This window comes from Edaphosphingomonas fennica (genome assembly GCF_003034225.1).
Taxonomy (GTDB): Bacteria; Pseudomonadota; Alphaproteobacteria; order Sphingomonadales; family Sphingomonadaceae; genus Sphingomonas_E; species Sphingomonas_E fennica.
The window spans coordinates 1-14,856 of sequence record NZ_PHHF01000047.1; the positions used below are offsets into that span (position 1 = coordinate 1).

The following is a 14,856-nucleotide window of genomic DNA, read 5'->3' on the forward strand; positions in this document are numbered from 1 at the left end:
CGTCTGCGCCGCCACCGGCACGCTGCAGGCGCTGGTCGACGAGGCCGAATGGGCATCCCGCCCCGAAGCCGCCCCGCCCCGCGCCCAGCCAGGCACCGGCCGCGAACTCTTCGCCTTCATGCGCCACTCCGCCGACGGCGCCGAACAAGGCGCCTCCGCCATGCTGGCGAGCGCCGGCCTGTGATCGGGGGCGCTGATCGCCATCTATCCTGACGGGGGCCTGCCCGGCCCGAGAGCATGCAGAAGGACCAAGGACCGAAGATGAATATCGATGACGTGATGGAGCTGGCGCCCGTGGTCCCCGTGCTGGTGGTGGAGGATGTGGCCCATGCCCGCCCGATCGCCGAGGCGCTGGTGGCCGGCGGCCTGCGCGCGCTGGAAGTGACGCTGCGCACGCCCGCCGCGCTGGATGTGATCCGCGAGATGGCGAAGGTGGAGGGCGCCGTGGTCGGCGCCGGCACCGTGCTCAACGCCGATCAGCTCGAACAGGCGGTGGATGCCGGCGCGCGCTTCATCGTCAGTCCCGGCCTCACCAAGGCGCTCGGCCGCGCGGCGATCACCAGCGGCATTCCCTTCCTGCCGGGCATCGCCACCTCCGCCGATATCATGCGCGGCCTCGATCTCGGCCTCACCCGCTTCAAATTCTTCCCGGCGGAAGCCAATGGCGGCATTCCCGCCCTGAAGGCGCTGGCCGCTCCCTTTCACACCGTCCGCTTCTGCCCCACCGGCGGGATCACGGAGAAGACCGCGCCGGACTGGCTCGCCATCCCGGCCGTGAAGTGCGTCGGCGGCAGCTGGGTGGTCGGCAAGGGCGAGCCCGATCGCGCGGCGATCGAGGCCGCCGCCCGCGCGGCCTCCGCGCTGCGCGGCTGAACCGCCTCCTACCGCACGCTGAACAGCACCCGGTCCACCGCCCTGCCGCCGGCATCGACCAGCAGCAGGCGGTGCTGGCCCGGCCCGGCGAATATCAGCGGCTGGCTGTCCGCCGGCCCCAGATCGCGCCGGTCCAGCATCAGGCGATGGCCCTCCACCGCGCCGGAGGTGGCGATGCGGATGCGCTGGCGGTCCATCGGGATGTCGGGATCGATCGCATAGACGGTGCCGGCCACCGGATCGGCGATGCGCGGCCGGCGCGCCGCCGGCGGGGTGGCGGCGACGATCGCCTGCCCCGTCCCCTTCAGGAACCATTCGCCGCGCGGCGGCTCGACATCGCCGGCGAAGCGGATGGCGCGGCGCTCCAGCCCCGGCGGCGGGGCGGGGCGGCGGCCCGGCCTGTCGCGATGCAGGGCCAGCATCACCTCCCGCCACACCGGCGCCGCGCCGCTGGTGCCGGAAACGCCGCGCATGGGATCGCCTTCCAGATTGCCCACCCACACCGCCACGGTGAAGCGATCGGAAAAGCCGATGCACCAATTGTCGCGCATAGCCTTGGACGTGCCGGTCTTCACCGCCGCCCAGAAGGGCAGGCGCAGCGCGCTATCCAGCCCGAAGGTCACGGCCCGCGCGCCGGGATCGGCCATCATGTCGGCGGCCAGAAAGGCGGCCTGCGGCGTGAACGCGGCGCGCGGGGACGCCTTCGGATCGTCCGCCCGGATGCGCAGCGGCGTATAACGCCCGCCGTTCGCCAGGGTGCGATAGGCATCTGCCTGCTCCAGCAGCGTCACCTCGGCCGATCCCAGTGCCAGGCTGAAGCCGTAATAATCGCCGTCCTCGATCAGGCCGCCATAGCCCGTCTCGGCCAGCCGCTCGCGAAACGGCTCCACCCCCGTCAGCAGCAATGTGCGCACGGCGGGGACGTTCAGCGACCCGGCCAGCGCCGTGCGGGCCGATACCATGCCCTTGAAGTTCCGGTCGTAATTCTGCGGGACATAGAGGCCCGAGGCGGTATCGAGCTGGACGGGCGAATCCTCGATCATCGATGCCGGCGTCAGCCAGCCCTTCTCCATCGCCTGCGCGTAGAGAAAGGGCTTCAGCGTCGATCCCGCTTGCCGATAGGCGTCCGCCCCGTCCACCGCCGCCGCCGTCGATAGCCCGCCGACGCCGCCGACATAGGCCAGCACGTCGCCGCTCGCATTGTCGGCCACCACCACCGCGCCGTCGCGCGCGCGGCCGGCGCCCAGCCCACGCAGCTGACGGGCGAGCGCGGCGGCGGCGACGCGCTGGATGTCGCGGTCCAGCGTCGTCGTCACCGCCATGCCCGGCTGGCGCAGCAGCTTCACCGCCAGATGGGGCGCGAGGCCGGGGTCGAGCGCCAGCCGCCGCGCCGGCCCCAGCATCGCCACCGCATCGGCCTGCAGGCGCGCGCAATCGGCCCGCCGCCCGATCGCGCAGGCGCGCCGTGCCACCTCGGCGGCGCTCGCCTGCGGGGCGGGCAGCAAGGCCGTCAGCAGCAGCGCATCGTCGGGCGAAAGCGCGGCCGGCGTCTTGCCGAACAGCGTGAGCGCGGCCGCGCCCACGCCCTGCGCCTCGCCGCGAAAGCCGGCCAGGTTCAGATAGGCTTCCAGTATCTCGTCCTTGGACCAGCGTGCCTCCAGCGCGCGCGCCGCGCGCATCTGGCGCAGCTTATCCCGCCAGCTCCGTGCGCCGGGCCGGGCGAGATCGGGCGCGAGGAAAGCGGCGAGCTGCATCGACAGCGTCGATGCGCCGCGCGGCCGCTTGCCGGAAAGCCGATCCCGCGCCGATCCCGCCAACGCCCACCAGTCCACGCCGTCATGATGGAAGAAGCGCCGGTCCTCGGCGGCGACCAGGGTTTCGCGCAGCGCCGGCGCGATCGCGTCCAGTTCGGTCCATGCCAGCCGCCGCGCCTGGAAGTCGACGCGCTCGGCATCGAGCAGCCGGCCGTCGCGGTCGCGCAGCCACGCCTCGCTCGGCCGGTAGGCCGCCCGCACTCCGGCATAGCCCGGCATGGCCGGCGGCAGGGTCCACAGCCAGAGCCCCGCCAGCCCGATCGCCAGCGCGAGGACGGCGGCGGTCAGGCCATTGATCGGGGTGAGCCAGCGAACAGGACGCATCACGTCACCTGAGTGCCACCGTCACCGGCTGGTTGGGCAGCGCCGCGTGGATATCGGGCGAATACATCGCCTCCACTCGCGTCGGCGGCAGCTGGAAGGTGCCGGCCCCGTTCAGCCGCACGGCATATTCCACGGTGAAGCGCCCGCGCGGCACCCATTCGAAATAGCCGCGCCACGCATCCAGCCCGCGCCCGACATAGGATGGCTGCACGCCTTCCCCGTCCGATGCCTGATCGGCGAGCTGCTGCGATTGCCCGCCGAGGTTGCCGACGATGGTGGCGCCCGCCGGGATGGGATCGCTCACCACCACCCAGTTGCGCTCCGCCGTGGCATCCACGCTGATGCGGATCCTGAGGACGTCGCCGCGCGTGAACCGCCCCTTCACCCGCTGCTGGATCACGCTCACCTGCCTTTCGATGCGGTATCCGGCGAACAGCGGCTGGCGAAGCGGCACGGCGGCGGTCAGCGCGACCTGCGCCCACGGCCCGCCCCCGCCGTTCTGCGCCAGCAGCAAGGGTGCGCGGGCGGCGGGCAAGGGCAGGCGGAGCAGGGGCGCATCGGTGGGCCTCGGCCAGCTCTGGCTGCGGGTCGTGCTGCCGAGCGTGGCCGTGGTGGTGCCGGCCACCGCTTCGGCGGGGTAGAGCGCGGCGAAGCGCTTTGCCGCCAGCGCCCCCCAGGCATTGGCCGGCGTCGTATCCCAATGGCCGCGCTTCTGGCGCAGCGCCACGCCCACCATCATGCGGGGGCCATCCTCCTGCCAGCCGGGCCGGCCGAGAATGGCCATGAGGGCGCGGATCGCCATCTCGTCCCCGCTCGTCATCATCCACCAGGGCGCGGCGCCGGCATCGTTGAGGTCGAAGCGCGATCCTTCATAGACGAGGCGCGATCGCAGCACGCGTTCCGCCTCCTGCCGCAGGGCGGGATCGCCGCCGGTGCGGTCGATCGCGACCAGCCAGTCGGCAAGCGCGGAGCTGGGCATGTCGGCGGGCCTGAGGCCGATCTGGCCCAGCATCGCCGGCGTCGCGGCGCCGTTGCGGGCCAAGGCGGCCAGCGCCGCCAGCCGCAGGTAGCGCCGCTCGCCGATCCCCTGGCCGGCGCTTTCGACGCGGCCGTCCACCACCGCCTTCAGTGCCTCGATCATCCGCGCCCTGGCGGCCTCGGGAAGGACGAAGCCGGCTTCGGCGGTGATGTGGAGAACGTAGGCGGTCAGCGCCTCGCTGCCTTCCATGCTTTCCACGGGGAAGTAGCGGAGCAGGCCGTTGCGATCGATATAGGCCGGGATCTCGCCCGCCAGCCGGCCCCAGGCGCCGGCATCGTCCGTCGCCACCGCCTTGGACAGGCGCTGCTCGAAACAGTCATAGGGGTAGGCGGCCATGTAGCGGCGCACGCCGTCGAGCGGCGGGGCGAGGCTGTCGGTCAGCCGGATCGAAACCTCGCCGTGCCCCGGCAGCGCGCCGGCGGGCGGCGCCAGCATGATGCTGGTCTGCGGGCCGACGCGGGCCAGCGTCGCCGCCCAGGTTTCCAGCGGGACGGCGGGTGCCACCTCCTGAGTCACCGTGATCCTGTCCACCGCCCGCCCGTCCGAGGCGCGGGCCGATACCGTCCAGCGGAGCCGATCGATGCCCGCCGGCGCCGGCAGGTTCCAGGTGACGGGCGCCGCGCCGCCGGCCGGGATCGTCACCGTGAGCGGCCGGGCGGTGCCGATGCGGGGCGCGACCTCCGCCGTCGCCGTCACGGTCATCGGCCGGTCCGATCCGTTGCGCAGCGTGAAGCTCGCGCCGTAGAAATCGCCGGATCGGACGAGCGGCGGCAGGCCCGAATAGAGCGTCAGGTCCTGCGTCGTGCGCACGGTGGCGCTGCCGGTGCCGAAGCGATCGGCGCCCGCCGTGGCGATCGCCACCAGCCGGAAGGAGGAAAGCGCGTCGGACAGCGGCACCGCCACCTTGGCGCGGCCCTGCGGGTCGAGTGGCACGCGCCCCTTCCACAGCAGCACCGGACGGAAATCCTCACGGTTGACGGCGGAAAGGTCGCCGCCGCCGCCGCCGCCCGCCGCCAGCGCCTTGCGGCCGTAATGACGCTTGCCCACCACCTGCATCTGCGCGGTGGAGGTGAGCACGGACAGCGGCCGTTCGCCCATCATCGCATCGATCAGCGCCCAGCTCGGGTTGGGGGAAAGCTGCAGCAGCGCCTCGTCCACGGCGGCAAAGGCGATCTCGGCGGATTTCGGCGCCGTGCCGGCGGCGTCCTTCACCTGCACGCTCACCTGCGCCGTATCGCGGATGCGATATTTGTCGCGATCGGCCTTCACGTCGACGGCGAGCTGGTGCGCCTCCCACCCGACATTGATCTTGGCGATGCCCAGCCGGAAGCTCGGCTTGGCCAGATCGACCAGCGCGGTGGGGGCGGCGCCTTCCCGGCTGAAGAAGGGCAGGCCCCAATCGCGGGCGAGATTGGCCAGCCACAGCCTGAACCCGCCGATGCGCCCGCGCACGGCCATCACCGATACATAGACGTCGGGCGCATAGGCGCCGTTCAGCGGCACCTCGATCACCGGGTCCTTGCCCGAAAGTTTCGTCACGAAGCTGCCGATCACGCCCTCGCGCTCGACGGTGACGAGCGCGGTCGCCTCGCGGAAGGGCATGCGAACCTGGAAACGGGCGGTCTCGCCCGATTTATAGTCCAGCCGCTCGGGCACCAGGTCCATCCGGTCGCCATTGTCGCCGCCGAACCACCAGTCGTCCTCGCCCGCCAGCCATAGCGATCGGACGGCGCGGCTGGCATTGCCGGCATCGTCCTCCGCGGTGGCGACGGCATAGATCTCGCCCGAAACGCCGGGATCGATCCGGCATTCCGCCAGCCCCAGCGAATCCGTCTTGGTGGTGCAGCCCTGCTTCAGCCGGGTGGTGCGGGCGCTGTTGTCATAGGCGTAGAAGCCGCCGATCAGCCGGCGCCGGGCCGAAATCACCTCGCGGCTGTAAAGCTCCACCTTCACCTTGCGGCCGATCACCGGCCGGCCGTCCACGTCCAGCACCACCAGCTTGAGGCGAAGATCGTCCTCCTTCATCAGCCAGCCGTCGGTCTTCAGCCCGACGCGGACGGCGGATGGATAGATGGGCAGGCGGCGGGAAGCGGTCAGCACCTCGCCATTGGCGTCCTGATAATCCATCTCGACCGCCATCACGGTCGGCTGGTCGATCGCCTGCGGTATCTCCACATTGGTGTGGGCCGTGCCCTGGCCGTCGAGCGTGACGGGCAGCATCTGCACGCCCGGCAGGGCCGCGCCGCCAATCTCGCCGCCGTCGCCGTCCAGCGGCTTCACCCCGGCTTCGATCCTGGCGCCGCCGAAGCTCCAGCCCTCCCAGCCCTTGGGCGTGCTGTCGTCGGTCAGGAAGGCGGTGCGCAGCGTGACGCCCATGTTCGATGCGCCGCCACCGGAAAGATAGCCCACGAACAGGTCGACCGGCAGCAGCCGGGGGCGCACGGCCGCCGCCTTGGGGCCGGTGATGGTCGCGCGCATCGTCGGCAGGCGATATTCGTCCACCCGGATCGACTGGTTGGTGAAGATCGTCCGGTCGCCCGACACGATCGTAAGATCGTAATCGCCCTGCGGCGCCCCGGCGGGCGCCGTCCATGCCGTTTCGCCGATGCCGTCGGCGCCGATGTCCAGCGGCAGATCGAACTGGGTGTCCGATCCGCGATGGGTGAGCCGCAGCACGCCCTGCAACCGCCCGGCGAAGGTGAAACCGGCGGCCACCGGGCGGCGCAATATATGCTTCATGTGCACGGTATCGCCCGCGCGCATCAGGCTGCGGTCGAAGATGGTGTGGAAGATGTCGGTATCGTCGGACCAGCCATAAGGCAGGTCGAAATCATAAGGCTGGATGCCCTTCGACCAGTTCGTCAGGGTGAAGCTGAAATCGCCGTCCTTGCGGGCGGATATCATCAGCGGATGGGATGCGTCGGGATCGCAGGCGCCGTAGGTCTCGGGCTCCGGCAGGCGGCGGATCGCCAGCCGGCCGCGCGCGTCGCTGCGGCCCTGCGCCAGCAGGCGGCCGGAACAGCTGTCGGTTATCCGCACGTCGGCGCCGGCGACGGCATCGCCGCTGTCGAGCGCCGTCACCCAGGCGAGCGAAGTATTGCGCCCCCACTTGAAATGAACGGCGAGGTTGGTGACGAGCGCGCCTGCGGAAACATAGCGGGTGGCATCGCGGCCCAGCAGCGCGCGGCCCAGCGCGGGGCTCGCCAGCTCGACGACGTAGAAGCCGGGCTTGGCCAGCGGGATGCCGACCACTTCGAACTGCCGGCCCTTGCCGGGCAGCGCCAGCGACATCGGGCGGGCGCCGGCCACGTTCCTCAGCACCGGGTTCGCGCCGGTGTGGTTGACCGTCACCTTCTCCTTGCCGCGTCCCTCCTCCCGGAAATCATTGTCGTCGGCCTTGTCGATCGTGCGCAGCCAGCGGGCGACGGCCCCGTCGTCGCCATCGATACGGGCGATATTGCCGCCCACCGCCAGCGTGCCGCCCTGCAATGCCGGTTCGACATTGCGCACGGTGACGGGCAGCATCCCGCCTTCCTTCGCCTCCAATATCCCGAACGGCGCCGCGAACTTCACCAGCGGCGGCACGGCATCGAAGCGGATGTCGAGCGGAAAGCGCCCGGCATTGGCAAGCGGGCGGCCGCTATCGTCGATCAGCCGTTCCGGCAGCAGCAGCCTGCCGTCCACCGATTCGGGGAAGGGCGCCTTGAAGCGGACGGCGCTGACCTGCGCGGCGCTCTTGTCCGCGATCTCGGGCCGCAGCTCGGTGCCGTCGGCAAGGCGGATGCGGATGCCTTCGGCCGCCGCGCGCGCGATGGGGGCGGTGAAGCGGACATTGGCGGGCTCGACGGGGCTGCAGCCGGCCTGCGGATTCACCCGCGAACATTCGAACCGCGCCTCGAACGCCTTGCGCACCGTGAAATCGAAGCGCTGGTCCGCGCCGGCCGTGCGCCCGCCCGGCCCGCTGATGCCGGCACCCCACAGCAGCGCCATGTCGCGCCCCGGCGGCAGCGGGCGGCGGCATTTGAGCGCGGTGATGCCGGCGAGCGCCGTCGCCCGTTCCCCGGCGTCCCTGGGCAGGACTTCCGGCAGGCCGGCTTCCGAGAGGAAATTGCGCACCTCGTAGCGATCCGGCCCCATGCCGGCGAGGATGTCGCCCACGGTCGCGGGCGGCAGCACGTCCACCGCGATCTTCTCGCCGATGCCGTCGACGGCGCAATAAGCGGCCTGCGCCACGGAGGCGCGATCCGGCACGACATTGGCGGCGACGAGGAATATCTGGTCCTCGGCCACGTCCCCGCCATAGCGCGACGGCAGGACGGCGCGGGCGACGGGACCGCCCGTATCGATCACGAAGCGCTGCTGGCCGGCAAGGGTCGCGCCCCGCAGCGTCTTCAGCCCGTCGCGCAGCGATAGGGCGCAGGAAAGCCCGCCGGGCAGCGCCCGATCGAATTCATGGACGTAGATCGACTGGTCGACCCAGCGGCCCTTGCCCGGAACCGGGCAGGCGACGGCGAAGGGCGCGGCCGCGCGCGGATCGCCCAGCGGCACCATCGGTTCGGAAAAGCGCATGGTGAAGCGTTCGATCAGGCCGCCCGCGCCGCCGGGCGTCGCCATCACCACCTGCGGAGCGACGTCGCTGGAGGCCGCGACGGGCGCGAGGACCAGCAGCAGGGCCGCCCAGCGCATTCCGAAAAGCCGCCGCATCATCCGCTCCCCTTTTCATTGTGGTTCGAAAATGCCGTCTGGCGGACAGGGAATCCAGCCGCAATCGAAGGTCAACGGCAATCGAGGCAAAGTAAAGCCCGGCATTATTATGGCATTATCGTCTTGCGCGGTCGAACTCCGCGCGACATGTTCCCGTCCCGGGGGGCAGGAGAATGCCGGGAGCGGGGGCTTTGCCATGGCTTCTCGATGCCGCATTGCGCGAAGTCGCGTTATTTGCGGCCATCGGGATCCTGATCGGTGGGATCGACGATCTCGCCATGGATATGCTGTGGCTGCTGCGCACCGCGAAGCGGCGGCTCACCGTCTATCGCCGTCATCGGCCCGCCACGGCCGCCCGCCTGCCGCCGCCCGATAGCCCCGGCCGGATCGCCATCTTCATCGGTGCCTGGGACGAAGGCGAGGTGATCGGCCCGATGCTCCGCCATGCGCTCGATCGGCTGGATCATGCCGATTTCCGCATATTCGTGGGCGTCTATCCCAATGATCCGGCGACACAGATGGCCGTCCGGGCCGTGCAGGCGAACCATGCGCGCGGCGGCCGGGTGCGGATGGTCGACGGGCGGCTGCCCGGCCCGACCACCAAGGCCGAATGCCTGAACCGCCTGTGGCTGGCGCTGCTGGAGGAGGAAAGGGCGACCGGCATCCGCTTCAAGGCGATCGTGCTGCACGATGCCGAAGACGTGGTGCACCCGGTCGAGCTTGTCGTGTTCGACCGGCTGATCGAACGCTTCGCCCTGGTGCAGCTGCCGGTAATCCCGCTGGTCGTGCCGGGCTCGCTCTGGATCAGCGGCCATTATTGCGACGAGTTCGCCGAGGCGCACGGGAAACAGCTGGTCGTGCGCGAGGCGATCGGCGCGGCGCTTCCTTCCGCAGGCGTGGGATGCGCGATCGCGCGCGATGCGATCGCCCGGATCGCGGCCACGCGCGGCGGCCTGCCCTTCGACGCCGACAGCCTGACGGAGGATTATGAGCTTGGGCTGCGCGTCGCCGAAATGGGCGGGCGCGGCGTCTTCGTGCGATTGCCGGTGGATGATGGCGGGCCGCTGGTGGCGGTGCGCGCCTATTTCCCGGCGACGATCGACGCAGCGGTGCGGCAGAAGACGCGCTGGCTCATCGGCATCGCGCTGGCGGGCTGGGACCGGCTGGGCTGGCGCGGCGGCATCGCCGAACATTGGATGCGGTTGCGCGATCGCCGGGCGGTGCTGGCCGCGCTGATCGTGAGCGCGGCCTATCTCGCCTTGCTGCTGTGGGCGGCCGCGGCGGTGGCGCATCGGGCCGGCGGCCTGCCCGCACCGGTGCTCGATCCGCCGCTGTCCACATTGTGCTGGATCAACCTCGGCCTGCTCGGCTGGCGCATGGCGATGCGCTGCTGGATGGTCTGGCGCTTTTACGGTGCGCGTGAGGCGATGCGCGCGCCGGTGCGGATGATGGTGGGCAATATCATCGGCATCATGGCCGCCTGGCGCGCGCTGCTCTTCTATCTGCGGAGCGGGCGCACCGCGCTCCGATGGGACAAGACGCGCCATCGCTTCCCGGCCGGCGGCGCCGAATGAAGCTGGCTGCGCCGCCGATCCGCTTTCTGGCCTTGGCGGTGGCGTCCTGGATCGGCGCGCGGATATGGTGGGTGCAGGGAAGCGACGCCGCCGATGCGCCTCCGCTCCTGACGGCGCGGCGGGATATCCGGCCGCAATCGCCGCCGCCGCATCGGGATATCCATCCGTCGATTTCCGCTCGTGCCGATCCGGGTCCGGAGCCGGAGACGGCGGGGGTGGCGAAGACCCGGTTGGCCGCACATGTCCCGGTATTTCCCTGGCCCGTCACCCAGGTGGCGGACGGGCCGGAGGATGCTCCGGTCCCTGCATCAGGCCCGCCACCGTTTCCACCCTCCGATCTCCCGGTCGCTCCCGTGGATGTGGCGCCGGCGGAAGGCTCGCGCTGGTCGGGTAGTCTTTATCTCTTCGCGCGCGGCGGGGGCGGCGAAGGGCTGGCGGCGGGCGGCCAGCTTGGCGGCGGGCAGGTGGGCGGCCGGATCGCCTGGCGGGCGAATCGCGATCTCGGCCTCGCCGCCCGGCTCTATGCGCCGACCGATTCGATCCGCGCGGCCGAAGGCGCGATCGGCATCGATCTCCACCCCTTGCCCGACCGGCCGATCCGCCTGTCGATCGAGCGGCGAATCGATCTTGGCGGCGAGGGCCGCAATGCCTGGTCGGCCTATGCGGCGGGGGGATTCTGGCGGGCGCTCGGGGCGGGGATGGAGGCTGACGGCTATGCCCAGGCCGGGATTGTCGGCATCCATGCGCGCGATCTGTTTGCCGACGGCGCGGTCCGCATCGCCCATCGCCGGGATATTGCGCCCGATGTCGCCCTGCGGCTGGGCGCGGGGGCATGGGGCGGTGCCCAGCCCGGCGCGAACCGCCTCGATATCGGCCCCCGTGCCGCGATCAGCCTGCCGATCGCGGGAGCGATGGTGACGGGCGCGCTGGAAGGCCGTTTCCGCGTGGCGGGCGACGCCACGCCGGGATCAGGCGTGGCCTTCACCCTCGCGACCGATTTCTGAAGCCGCCCGCGGGCTGGCCGATCAGGAAGCCTTGTCGCCCTTCTTGTTGCGATTGGCGTAGAGCAGAGCGGCGACGATCGCGGCCGATCCGATCGCGACGCCCACGCCGATGCCCGCCGCGGGCGTGATCCGGCCGGCCTTCTTGGTGCCGGACGATTGCGCCTTGCCGGTGGTCGATTCGGATTCGGACATCGGATTCTCCTCTACGCGAACGGCGCCCGAACGCGGGGCCGCCCTGGCCATCTTACCGGCAACTCTCTCAATTCCAACCTGAATGGGGGATTTCTGCCGGTGGAACGTTTCGCATCGCCCGAAGTGGATGCCCCGCGAGGGCGCGGCCGTCCCGCTCATATCAATCTGTTGCATTGGCGACCCGAAAAAATCGCGCACGCATTTCTGCGGCCCCCAGAAAGCGGGTGGCTAACCTCCGGGGGGCCATTTGAGCGCCTCGCCGCATTCTCAAGGCTTGATCGAAGCCGCCCTTGCCTATGCGGCGCGGGGCTGGCCTGTGTTCCCATGCTCGCCGCGCAACAAGGCGCCGCTGCTGCCGGCGGACAAGGATGCGGCCGGCAAGCGCATCGCGGGGTCGGGCGGCTGTCGCAAGGCGACGCTGGACCCGGAGCAGATCCGCGCTTGGTGGAGCAAGTGGCCGTCAGCGATGATCGGCGTGGCGATGGGCGGCAACGGCCTGTTCGTGCTGGATTTCGATCCGCGCATCGATGCGGAGACCGGCGAGGAATGGACCCTCGATCGCCTCAAGGCCGAGCTGGAGGAACAGATCGGCAGCGCGCTGCCGGCGTCGCTGGCGGTGCGCACGCCCAGCGGTGGGGTGCATGTCTATTTCGCCCAGCCCGCGACCGGCGAGCCGATTCGCAATCGCGGCAACCTGCCCCGGCATGTCGATGTGCGCGGCGAGGGCGGTTATGTCATCGCCCCGCCGAGCTGCATGGCGGACGGCCGCCGCTATCGCTGGCTGCGCGACGATGCGTCCGCGCCGATCGCCGACGCGCCGGCCTCGCTGATCACGATCCTGCAAAGCCGCAAGGGTGCAAGCCCGACGACTGGAAAGCCCAAGGGGAAGGGCGTGGGGGCGGCGAACGACGCCGAGCGGCGTTATGCGCTGTCGGCGCTCGATGGCGAGTGCCGCGCAATCCAGACCGCGCCCAGCGGCGCCCGACAGGATGCGCTCAATCGCGGCGCCTTCGCGATCGCCCAGCTCGTCGCGGCCGGGGCGTTGGCCGCGCCGATGGCGCGTAGCGCCATTCTCGCCGCCGCCATGGATAATCCCGGCCAGGACGATCCCCGCCAGATAGAGGCGACGATCGATAGCGGCTGGGCCGCTGGCATGGGCGTGCCCCGCGATCTTTCGGAGGTCGGCCAGCGCGCCTCCTCTCCCGCGCGCGGCGCCCGCCTGCGGGCGGCGAATGACGATCCACCCTTGCATGATGCCGCTGCGGACGCTGATGCGTTGCACCGTCGGCTGTGCATGCTGCCGATGACCGACCTCGGCAATGCCGAGCGGTTCGCGGCGCGGTTCGGCGATCGGGTGCGCTATGTCGATAAGATCGGTTGGATGGCCTATGACGGCCGCCGCTTCATCCTCGACGGCGCCGAGGCGCTGATCGGCGGCTGGGTCCATGAGACGGTGCGCGCGATCCGGCAGGAAGCGCGCGTGATGCGCGAAAGCGGCCGACGCGACCTGGGCGATGCCGGCGCGCTCGACGATCTGGTCGAGGTAAAGCGCGACGGCACGGAAGTCCTGCTATCCGACAAGCTCGCGACCTGGGCCAAGGCGTCGGAGAGCGCCAACCGGCTCGGCTGCATCGCCGGCATCGCCAAGAACCTGTCCGCCGCCGGCCTCACCGTCCAGCCCGAGCAGCTCGATCGCAATCCCTATCTGATCAACGTGCTGAACGGCACGCTAGAGCTGTATCACGAAGCGGAAGCACCCGAGCCGTGGGCCGAGCTGCGCTTGCGGCCACATGATCCGGCGGACCTGATCACGCGCCTGGCGCCGGTCGAGTATCGGCCGGGGGCGACATGCCCGGTCTATGATCGCTTCCTCGCCCGCGTGCAGCCGGCAGACGATATGCGCCGCTTCCTCCATCAATGGGGCGGGCTGTCGCTCACCGGCGACGTGTCCGAACAGAAGCTCGCTTTCTTCCATGGCAAGGGTGCCAACGGCAAATCCACCCTCGTCGATACATGGGCGACGATCGCGGGCGACTATTCCGGCACGGTGCCGATCGAGACCTTTCTCGATCAGGGTCGCAAGCGGAAGGGGTCGGACGCCTCGCCCGATCTGGCGGCCCTCGTCGGCGTGCGTATGCTCCGCACGTCGGAGCCGGAAAAGGGGTCGAAGCTCGCCGAGGCGCTGATCAAGCTGGCGACCGGCGGCGAGCCGATGCCGGTGCGCCGGCTGATGCGCGATCCGTTCGACCTGCATCCGGCCTTCAAGATGACCGTATCGGGCAACCATCGGCCATCGATCAGCGGAATCGACGACGGCATCTGGCGGCGCGTGATGCTCGTGCCGTGGGACGTGCAGATTCCCGACCGCGAGAAGGATCGCCAGCTCGTCGCCAAGATGAAGCGCGAGGCGAGCGGCATCCTCAACCGCCTGCTGGACGGCCTCATAGACTGGCGCGTGGGCGGCCTGAAAGAGCCGGAGAGCGTGCGCGGGGCCACGGCCGACTATCGCGAGGAGAGCGACCCGCTGGGCCGCTTCCTGTCCACCTGCACGCGCGAGGCACCTGGCGAGCGGGTGCAGTCGTCGCGGCTCTATGCCCTGTTCATCGCCTGGGCGCGCGCGGCCGGCGAACGCGAGTGGACGCAGACCGGGTTCAGCCGGGCGATGACCGATCGCGGCCATCGCAAGGTGGAGAGCCATGGCATGCGCTGGGTCGACCTGGAGATGACCCGCACGGCCAACGACTTCGACGATGCGGACGAACGCTCCGCGTCGCCCCGTTCACCCTGGGAGGACGATGATGACGTGCCATAGGGCTGACCCTTGCAAGGGTTCGTGCAAGAGTCCCGCAAAGGTTGGAGCAAGGGTTGCGGCGCAGATTTCTGCGGCGTTGCAAGGGTTGCAACACTTCTGCGCGATCCTGTCTCACATGTATGCGCGCGCATGTGCGGGCGCGCACATGCGTTGGATTACACGAAACCCTTGCAACCCTTGCAACCCTTGCACTTCCGAGCCGGAAGTGACGGAAATCCGTCCTTCTCTCGCTGATTATGGTGCAAGGGTAGCGCAAGGGTCGGGGTCGAAGCCGCAAGGGTTCGGCCAATATGGGCCTTCGGCCGCGATCCTCGCCGCCGTTACAGACAGTTCACAGACAGTTGGGCCAAGGTGTCTGTATCCGGCCGCCGAGCCTCGCGCGTGCGCCGATCGGCCCGGCCCGGCCCCCTTCGGGTCCTTCCCCGGCCCCAACGCTATACGGGGTGCAAAGGCCCAAGCTCTGCGAACTTCCGATATTTTTCCGGGCCTTGGTCTTTGGTTTTCTGTTGTGGTGGTTGTT

7 protein-coding genes and 1 pseudogene are annotated in these 14,856 nt (G+C 70.3%); 5 read left to right on the plus strand and 3 right to left on the minus strand.

Translation table 11 applies throughout. The annotated features are described in order from the left end of the window. A pseudogene (locus tag CV103_RS11305) lies at positions 1-184 on the plus strand (phosphogluconate dehydratase); the annotation flags it as partial. A 77-nt stretch (positions 185-261) separates the two neighbouring features. Further along, complete coding sequence (eda, locus tag CV103_RS11310; protein ID WP_015458607.1) at positions 262-873, plus strand: bifunctional 4-hydroxy-2-oxoglutarate aldolase/2-dehydro-3-deoxy-phosphogluconate aldolase; 612 nt, start codon at positions 262-264, stop codon at positions 871-873. 8 nt (positions 874-881) lie between these two features. Here eda and pbpC read toward each other — a convergent pair whose 3' ends face one another. Beyond that, positions 882-3,011 carry a penicillin-binding protein 1C gene (gene pbpC, locus CV103_RS11315; RefSeq protein WP_107394997.1) on the minus strand — a complete coding sequence of 710 codons (2,130 nt, stop codon included), beginning with the start codon at positions 3,009-3,011 and terminating at the stop codon, positions 882-884. A 4-nt stretch (positions 3,012-3,015) separates the two neighbouring features. Then, positions 3,016-8,757 carry an alpha-2-macroglobulin family protein gene (locus tag CV103_RS11320; RefSeq protein ID WP_245896780.1) on the minus strand — a complete coding sequence of 1,914 codons (5,742 nt, stop codon included), beginning with the start codon at positions 8,755-8,757 and terminating at the stop codon, positions 3,016-3,018. Between the two features lie 170 nt (positions 8,758-8,927). Here CV103_RS11320 and CV103_RS11325 point away from each other — a divergent pair, with 170 nt between their 5' ends. Beyond that, positions 8,928-10,328 carry a glycosyl transferase family protein gene (locus tag CV103_RS11325; protein WP_107394968.1) on the plus strand — a complete coding sequence of 467 codons (1,401 nt, stop codon included), beginning with the start codon at positions 8,928-8,930 and terminating at the stop codon, positions 10,326-10,328. Beyond that, positions 10,325-11,332 carry a hypothetical protein gene (locus CV103_RS11330; protein WP_107394969.1) on the plus strand — a complete coding sequence of 336 codons (1,008 nt, stop codon included), beginning with the start codon at positions 10,325-10,327 and terminating at the stop codon, positions 11,330-11,332. Before CV103_RS11325 ends, CV103_RS11330 begins: the two co-directional genes overlap by 4 nt. A 21-nt stretch (positions 11,333-11,353) precedes the next feature. On the opposite strand, the gene CV103_RS22435 is transcribed toward CV103_RS11330, so the two are convergent. After that, the gene (locus CV103_RS22435) at positions 11,354-11,524 is read right to left on the minus strand and encodes a hypothetical protein (protein WP_170112616.1); all 171 of its coding nucleotides are present in this window, start codon (positions 11,522-11,524) and stop codon (positions 11,354-11,356) included. Positions 11,525-11,798: 274 nt separating this feature from the next. Here CV103_RS22435 and CV103_RS11335 point away from each other — a divergent pair, with 274 nt between their 5' ends. Next, positions 11,799-14,336, plus strand: a complete 2,538-nt coding sequence (locus CV103_RS11335) for a phage/plasmid primase, P4 family (RefSeq protein ID WP_170112617.1) — start codon at positions 11,799-11,801, stop codon at positions 14,334-14,336. Positions 14,337-14,856: the final 520 nt, after the last annotated feature.

Coding starts and splice junctions, on each gene's coding strand:
- CV103_RS11330 (WP_107394969.1), top strand. CDS start 10,325: ATGAAGCTGGCTGCGCCGCCGATCCGCTTTCTGGCCTTGGCGGTGGCG.
- CV103_RS11325 (WP_107394968.1), top strand. CDS start 8,928: ATGCCGGGAGCGGGGGCTTTGCCATGGCTTCTCGATGCCGCATTGCGC.
- CV103_RS22435 (WP_170112616.1), bottom strand. CDS start 11,524: ATGTCCGAATCCGAATCGACCACCGGCAAGGCGCAATCGTCCGGCACC.
- pbpC (WP_107394997.1), bottom strand. CDS start 3,011: ATGCGTCCTGTTCGCTGGCTCACCCCGATCAATGGCCTGACCGCCGCC.
- CV103_RS11320 (WP_245896780.1), bottom strand. CDS start 8,757: ATGATGCGGCGGCTTTTCGGAATGCGCTGGGCGGCCCTGCTGCTGGTC.
- eda (WP_015458607.1), top strand. CDS start 262: ATGAATATCGATGACGTGATGGAGCTGGCGCCCGTGGTCCCCGTGCTG.